The sequence below is a fragment of the Streptomyces prunicolor NBRC 13075 genome (assembly GCF_000367365.1).
GTDB lineage: Bacteria > Actinomycetota > Actinomycetes > Streptomycetales > Streptomycetaceae > Streptomyces > Streptomyces prunicolor.
The window spans coordinates 39,316-46,101 of record NZ_BARF01000050.1 but is presented as its reverse complement, the minus strand read 5'-3'; the positions used below and the strand labels follow the sequence as shown (position 1 = coordinate 46,101).

7 protein-coding genes are annotated in these 6,786 nt (G+C 70.9%); 4 read left to right on the top strand and 3 right to left on the bottom strand.

Annotated features, from left to right (window positions below; all coding sequences use genetic code 11):
- Positions 1–88: 88 nt before the first annotated feature.
- A complete protein-coding gene (locus SPR02S_RS56080; protein WP_019059213.1) occupies positions 89–1,240 on the top strand; it encodes a S8 family serine peptidase in 1,152 nt (383 codons plus the stop codon).
- 54 nt (positions 1,241–1,294) lie between these two features.
- Complete coding sequence (locus tag SPR02S_RS22260) at positions 1,295–1,837, top strand: type 1 periplasmic-binding domain-containing protein (protein ID WP_019059212.1); 543 nt, start codon at positions 1,295–1,297, stop codon at positions 1,835–1,837.
- Positions 1,838–1,874: 37 nt separating this feature from the next.
- Here SPR02S_RS22260 and SPR02S_RS22255 read toward each other — a convergent pair whose 3' ends face one another.
- Genes SPR02S_RS22255 through hmgA form a run of 3 tightly spaced genes read right to left on the bottom strand, consistent with a single transcriptional unit; the run spans position 1,875 to position 5,183 of the window.
- A complete protein-coding gene (locus tag SPR02S_RS22255; RefSeq protein ID WP_026150764.1) occupies positions 1,875–3,041 on the bottom strand; it encodes a type ISP restriction/modification enzyme in 1,167 nt (388 codons plus the stop codon).
- Positions 3,042–3,053: 12 nt separating this feature from the next.
- The gene (locus tag SPR02S_RS22250) at positions 3,054–3,806 is read right to left on the bottom strand and encodes a GntR family transcriptional regulator (RefSeq protein WP_019059210.1); all 753 of its coding nucleotides are present in this window, start codon (positions 3,804–3,806) and stop codon (positions 3,054–3,056) included.
- Positions 3,807–3,866: 60 nt separating this feature from the next.
- Complete coding sequence (hmgA, locus tag SPR02S_RS22245) at positions 3,867–5,183, bottom strand: homogentisate 1,2-dioxygenase (RefSeq protein WP_019059209.1); 1,317 nt, start codon at positions 5,181–5,183, stop codon at positions 3,867–3,869.
- A gap of 204 nt (positions 5,184–5,387) precedes the next feature.
- On the opposite strand from hmgA, the gene SPR02S_RS22240 reads away from it, so the two are divergent.
- Positions 5,388–5,954, top strand: coding sequence for a hypothetical protein (locus SPR02S_RS22240; RefSeq protein ID WP_019059208.1), 567 nt, complete (start codon positions 5,388–5,390; stop codon positions 5,952–5,954).
- Positions 5,955–6,018: 64 nt separating this feature from the next.
- On the top strand, positions 6,019–6,636 hold the full coding sequence (locus SPR02S_RS22235; RefSeq protein WP_019059207.1) for a TetR/AcrR family transcriptional regulator: 618 nt from the start codon (positions 6,019–6,021) through the stop codon (positions 6,634–6,636).
- The last annotated feature ends 150 nt before the right edge of the window (positions 6,637–6,786 follow it).

Here is a 6,786-nt window from a genome sequence, read left to right as displayed (position 1 = left end):
GAGGGATGTGACGACCCGTTCGCGGGAGAAGCTGACTCCCCCGGCGGGGGGCCGGGGCTGAATGGCGGACAGAGGACGGTCGGCGGGGATGGGACCACAACGGACCGGCACCCTACGGGCGTTGTCGTACGGCGTTCTGCTGCCGCTGCTCGTCCTGTCGGCGTTGTCCGCGACCGGCGCGTCCGCCGCGCCGTTGGCGGGTGTGACGCCGCTCAGTGCCGAATGGCCGCTGGACGCACAGCACTTCGACGCGGTGAAGGTCTGGGGGCGCAGCCGGGGAGCCGGTGTCACCGTGGCGGTGGTCGACAGTGGCGTCGGTGCCAGTCACCCCGACCTCGCCGGGCGGGTGCTGCCGGGTACGGACATCACCCGCCAGGCGGCCAACGGCCAGATCGATGTCTCCGACGACTCGCACGGCACATCGGTCGCCGGAGTCATCGCGGCAACCGGCGGCACTGGGCACGGCATGGCAGGGCTGGCCCCCGCTTCGTCGATCCTGCCCGTCCGGATCAGCACCGACGGCGCCGCGGATCCGCTCGCGCTCGCCGAGGGCATCGTCTACGCCGCCCGGCACGGAGCCAAGGTCATCAATATCTCGATGACCACCGACGTGGCCGACCCGCAGCTCCGCGACGCCGTCGGCTACGCGGTCGCGCACGACATCGTCGTGGTGGCGGCAGCGGGCAACGACGGGCGGGCGGGGAACCAGGTCAGTTATCCGGCCGCGTTCCCCGGGGTCGTCGCCGTTTCCGGAACAACTCAGGACAGCGCATTCTGGCCGACCAGCGAATCGGGCTCGTACATATCCTTGGCCGCCCCGGCAGTCGGCATCTATTCGACGAACAACAGCGGCGGCTATCTCACCAAGGACGGAACAAGCTATTCCGCTCCTTATGTCTCCGCCACCGCCGCACTGCTACGCGCCGCGTTTCCTTCGGAGAGCGCCGGGCAGATCATCGCCCGGCTCATCACCACCGCCGACCGGCCGACCGGCGCGGGAGGCGTCCACGGCCGCGACGACCAGCTCGGATACGGCGTCGTCAACCCGCTGAAGGCCCTGCGGGCCCCGGCCCCGGCCGCCCGTACCAACCCGCTGATCGCTGCCGTCGGCGGCACGGCGGCCCAGTCCGCACGGCAGAGCGCCGCCTTGCCCTGGGCCGTCGGCGGCATCGCCGCCGCGTCGGTGGCGATCGCCGCGGGTGGGCTCGCGGTGTTCCGGCGCCGCCGCCGCACCTCCTGAGCCCGGTGCCCCAGCTCCCGACCCCGCCACCGACCAGCAGCAAGGATCATCGCCATGCCGGTTCCGACCATCGCGCGCCTCGTCGGCGGTGTCCGCAGACGCCCGGTCCTCGTCGGCGGTGGCGCCGTGACCGCCGTCGTCGTCGTGACGCTCTCCATACTCCTGACCGGGAACGACGCCCCGAGCCCCCGGGCGGACAACGTCTCCCGCAACTTCCGCGCCTGCCTGCTCGTCTCGCCCACCAACGCCACCGACGCCGGGCTCGCCCGGGCCGCCTGGCAGGGCATGCAGCAGGCCGCCCGGGCCGGTCACGTCAACGCCCAGCGATTCCCCACGCCGACCATCGACGCCAAGGCCGCACTGCCGTACATCAACGGTGCCGTTCAGCAGCACTGCGGTCTGATCATCGCCGTCGGCACCGGTATGAAACCAGCCACCGAGGCCGCCGCCACCGCCAACCCGCACCAGCGGTTCGCCCTGGTCGGTGGCGCCTCCAGCCACCCGCGCATCGCGTCCGTCGCGGCGACGGACGACAGCAAGGGCCTGTCGGCGAAAGTCGAAAGCCTCATCGCGAGGCTCACCCCACCCGACGCCTGACAACCACACCTCCAGCCCTGTTTGTACGGCTTTGGGGCTAGAGCAGTGCGAACTGGCCCTCCGGGCCCTCCTCGTGGTGGTCGAGGACCGATGCGGGGTGGCGGGTCCACTCCGGTGCCGGGAGGACGCCTGCCTTGCGCAGCTCGGCCGCCGTGATCTGGTCCGTCACCTCCAACTCCTGCTGCTGTGGGCGCAGTTCCGCCAGCAGCGCCAACACTGTGATCAGCTCCAGCAGTTCCGACGTCCACGTCTGTTGCCAGGTGGGGGGACGGATCGCCGCAAGCGTGCCCGGATCGGCCTCCGCCGTCCGGGAGTTGAACCACTGCTCCAGTACCCGTACCCCGCTCACCTCGAAGTCCCAGGACTCGGGCGGTACCGGGGAGATGCGGCCCTCATCGAGGTGCAGGGTCTCCTCGTCGCGGTCGTAGTGAAGGGTGAGGGGGAGGGGCGGCAACGGGGCGCGGACGTACGGGCGTCGGCCGCCGGGGAGTTTGGGGCGGTCGCCGTTGCGGCGCATCAGCCAGAGGATGCGGTGGCCCAACTCGACGCCACGTGCCCAGAGTTCGGGGTCCCGGGTCAGGGGTACGGCCGGGCCGGGGCGGGCTGTCGTCACCGTCCAGGCGAGGACGTCCGCCGGGGTGGGGGAGTGGCCGAGGTGGGTTGCGAGGTGGGGCAGCAGGCCCGGGGCGAGGTTCGGTTCCTCGGCGTTGGGGCGTCGGTAGAGCGGGTGAACACGGCCGGGGCGGACCAGGGGGAGGATCGTGGACGCGAGCAGGAGGGGGCCGGAGGTGCCGGGGACGCCCGGTGTCTCCACCACGAAGATCTGGCGTTCGTCCGCCACCCGCCACAACTCCGGCCGGGCCACGTCGATCAGGCGGTGGTCGGGGATCAGCCACTGCTCGTCGAAGGGGGCGTGCAGGACGCGGATCGGGTCCGGGGAGGGGCCTGTGGCCCGGATGAGTTTCTCCGTGCCGCTGGGCTGGCCGGGGAGTTGGGACACCGCCGAGTGCAGGGTGCGTGAGCGGGTCGGCTCGAACAGGGTTTCCCGGTCGGGGACTTCGGCCTTCACCAGGGCGTCCCAGCGGGCTTTCAGGGTTGCCGGGTCAGGTGCCGTCGGCCACCCCCGGCCGAGCCGGATCGGTGCGACGGACCACGGCATGAGGTCCGCGAGCAGCGGAGCGTCGTCGTGCGTCACGCCTGGCATCGTACGACGACGTCAGTTCGCGGAGTCGAGCGTGACCGAGAAGGAGAAACGGTCGCCCCGGTAGTGGATGACTGCCACGTCCAGGACTCTGCCCTGTGTGTCGTAGGTGATGCCCGTGTAGTGCAGGATCGGGCTGAGGAGCGGGACTTGGAGGAGGCGGGCGGTCTCCGGGTCGGCGAGGCGGGCCTCCACCGTGTCCGTGATGCGGCTGATGTCCGCGCCGACGACGTCCCGCAGCACCTTGGTCATCGGCCAGCGGATCAGGTCGTCCAAGACGAGGCGGGCGGCGAGTTCGGGGCGGATGTGGTTGCGGGCGTGGTTGGTGGGCTCGCCGGTCTTCTCGTCGCTGCGGAGACGGTGGTACGTCGCCACCTCGGGCAAGTCCGGGAAGTACTCGGCGAGTTCGGGCGGTACGGGCGCCTTGCCGTGGTCGAGGAGTTCGGTCGTCATGCCGGACTGCTGGGCGACGATCGCGTCCACCGAGCCCAACAGCCGTACGGGAGTGGCCCGCTGGACGTCCGGCTCGATGAACGTGCCCCGGCGGCGGTGCCGGGTGATCAGGCCCTCGTCCTCCAGCTCCTTCAGTGCCTGCCGCATGGTGAGCACGCTGACGCCGTAGTGCCCCGCGAGTTGCTCCTCCGTGGGCAGCCGCAACGGGTCCCGGGGTGAGCGGCCGAGTATCGAGGCGCGCAGCGACTGCGACACCTGGTACCAGAGCGGCAGCTTGCGGTTCAGGACGATCGAGTCCGGAGCGAAGGAGGTCACGGGGCCATCCGTACCGGTAGGGGGGCATCGGTGCAAGGGACGTGAACCGGTGGGGATTTGTCAGGGCAAGGGGCGGAAGTGACGTTGAAGGCCCTGCCACACCTCGTCGTAGCCCTGCTGGAGGTGATCGGCGTGCGCCGCCTGGGCCGTCGCCGTCACCGGCCAGCGGGTCTCGAACATGAACGCCAGGCCGTCGTCGATCTTCTGCGGTCGCAGTTCGGCGGCGCTGGCGCGGTCGAAGGTCTCCCGGTCCGGGCCGTGCGCCGACATCATGTTGTGCAGTGAGCCACCGCCCGGCACGAAACCCTCGGCCTTCGCGTCGTAGGCGCCCTCGATGAGCCCCATGTACTCGCTCATCACGTTCCGGTGGAAGTACGGCGGCCGGAACGTGTCCTCGCCCACCAGCCAGCGCGGCGCGAAGACCACGAAGTCCACACCGGCCAGACCCGGGGTGTCCGACGGGGACGTCAGCACCGTGAAGATCGACGGGTCGGGGTGGTCGTAGGAGATGGAGCCGAGCACATTGAACCGGCGCAGGTCATAGGCGTACGGCACATGGTTGCCGTGCCAGGCGACGACATCGAGGGGCGAGTGGTCGTAGGTCGCCGTCCAGAGGTTGCCGCAGAACTTGTTCACCACCTCGACCGGGCCCTCGACGTCCTCGTACGCGGCGACCGGCGCGCGGAAGTCCCGGGCGTTGGCGAGGCCGTTGGCGCCGATCGGGCCGAGGTCGGGGAGTTGGAAGGGCGCCCCATAGTTCTCGCACACATATCCGCGGGCTGAAGCATCCAGTAGCTCCACACGGAAGCGCACCCCACGAGGGATCAACGCGACATGTCCCGGCTCCACATGGAGGAGCCCGAACTCCGTGCGCAGCAGCAGCCCGCCGTGCTCCGGGACGATCAGCAGCTCGCCGTCCGCGTCGCTGAAGACACGGTCCATCGAGGAGTCGGCGTGGTAGAGGTGCACGGCCATGCCGGTGCGCTGGGTCGCGTCGCCGTTGCCGCCCAGGGTCCACAGGCCGGCCAGGAAGTCGGTGCCGGGTGCGGGGTCGGGGAGCGGGTTCCAGCGCAGGCGGTTCGGGTCGGGCACCGTCTCCGTGAAGGGCGCCGTAAGGATCGAGCCGTTGTCGGCCCGGGTGAACGCCGGGTGCGCGGCCGAGGGGCGGACGCGATACAGCCACGAGCGGCGGTTGTGCGCCCTCGGTTCGGTGAACGCCGTACCGCTGAGCTGCTCGGCGTAGAGGCCGAGCGGGGCGCGCTGCGGGGCGTTGCGGCCCTCGGGCAGGGCGCCCGGCACCGCCTCCGAGCTGTGTTCGTTGCCGAAACCGGTGAGGTGGGTCAGCCCCTCGGCGGTCTTGCGTGCGTCCCCGCTCATGCCTGCTCCCTGCCGTCTGATTCCTATGCATCACCGTAGGATTGCGGTTTCGCGGGCGCAAGAGGACGGGGAGGGGTCGGCCGGAAAGAAGAGGGGCGCGGCCGGAAAGAATGAGGGGTGCGGCCGGAAAATCCGACTCACGGAGACCAAGAACCAGCCTCCAGGGGGATCCGGCTGTCGGACCGGTGTTCTACTCTCCCCCGCATGTCGTGGTCGCGCGCACTCACCGCGCTCGCGGTCTGTGCCCTGCTGCTGGCCGGATCGGCGGGCTGCGGCTCCGGTGATACCCAGGGGCGGAAGGGCGCGAGGGTGTCGCCGTCGCCGGTGGGCAAGGTCCTCGACGACACCGACGAGCAGGGCCGGCACTACCGCGAGGTGGGCAAGAAGGGCGCGCCGGAGGTCGGTATCGAGGTGGAGCCCGACGCGGCCGAGGACAGCTGGGACGTGACGCTGACGTTCCACGACTTCCACTTCTCGCCCGCCGGCGCGAAGTCGGTCGCGGTCGCCGGCCGGGGAACCGTCCGCCTCCTGGTGGACGGCCGCACCGTCGCGCGCCTCCGCGTCCCCGAGTACCGCCTCGCCGCCGACCTCGTCCCGCACGGCACCCACCACGTCACCGCGCGCCTCTACGCCGACGACGGCACCGTGTGGGCCGTACACGGCAAACCGGTGGAGAGTACGGCGGACATCACGGCGTCCGTGGCGCAGGCCACGCCCGATGGCAGCAAGGTCCCCAGCTCCGGCTCCACGTCGGCGCAGGGATCGAAATGAGTGCTACGGACACCCAATTCCGTACTCAGGTACGAGCTTCACCTGACCGCGACGGAAAGGCATGATGAAGCCCGTGCCCCACACGACATCGCTCCGGCGTGCGCCCGTGCAGCGGCGGAGCGCCGAACGGCTGACCAGGATTCTCGACGCCTGCGCCGACCTGCTCGACGAGGTCGGCTACGACGCGCTGAGCACCCGGGCGGTGGCGCTGCGCGCCGGTGTCCCCATCGGCTCGGTCTACCGCTTCTTCGGGAACAAGCGCGCGATGGCCGACGCGCTCGCCCAGCGCAACCTGGAGCGCTACACGGAGCGGGTCACCGAGCGCCTCAAGGAGTCGGGCGCCGAGGGCTGGCGGACGGCGGTGGACGCCGTCCTGGACGAGTACCTCGCGATGAAGCGCACCGCGCCCGGCTTCTCCCTCGTCGACTTCGGCAACCAGATCCCCATCGGCTCGGGCCATGCGGAACCCAACATCCGCGTCGCCGACCGCCTCACCGACCTCCTCTCCGGCTACCTCGCCCGCGAACCCGACGAGGATCTCCGCCGCACCTTCCTGATCGCCGTGGAGACCGCCGACGCCCTCGTCCACCTGGCGTTCCGGGTCGCTCCGGAGGGCGACGAGAAGGTCATCGGGGAGACGCGGGAGTTGCTGCGGGCGTATCTGGCACGGGTACTGGACTGACCTCCGGTCCGGGCACCGCGTAGCGCTCCGCGGGTACCGGGCGGGCATAGGGGCGCGCGCTGTTGGATCGACCTCCGGTCCGGGTGGCCGGCTCTGGGCGGCTACGGGATGGGCTTCCGGCCGTGTACTTGCCCCCGCACGGTGGGTGTT

Excerpts from the sequence above, each read along its gene's own strand:
- SPR02S_RS56080 (WP_019059213.1), top strand. The coding sequence starts at position 89 with ATGGGACCACAACGGACCGGCACCCTACGGGCGTTGTCGTACGGCGTT.
- hmgA (WP_019059209.1), bottom strand. The coding sequence starts at position 5,183 with ATGAGCGGGGACGCACGCAAGACCGCCGAGGGGCTGACCCACCTCACC.
- SPR02S_RS22240 (WP_019059208.1), top strand. The coding sequence starts at position 5,388 with ATGTCGTGGTCGCGCGCACTCACCGCGCTCGCGGTCTGTGCCCTGCTG.
- SPR02S_RS22255 (WP_026150764.1), bottom strand. The coding sequence starts at position 3,041 with ATGCCAGGCGTGACGCACGACGACGCTCCGCTGCTCGCGGACCTCATG.
- SPR02S_RS22260 (WP_019059212.1), top strand. The coding sequence starts at position 1,295 with ATGCCGGTTCCGACCATCGCGCGCCTCGTCGGCGGTGTCCGCAGACGC.
- SPR02S_RS22235 (WP_019059207.1), top strand. The coding sequence starts at position 6,019 with ATGAAGCCCGTGCCCCACACGACATCGCTCCGGCGTGCGCCCGTGCAG.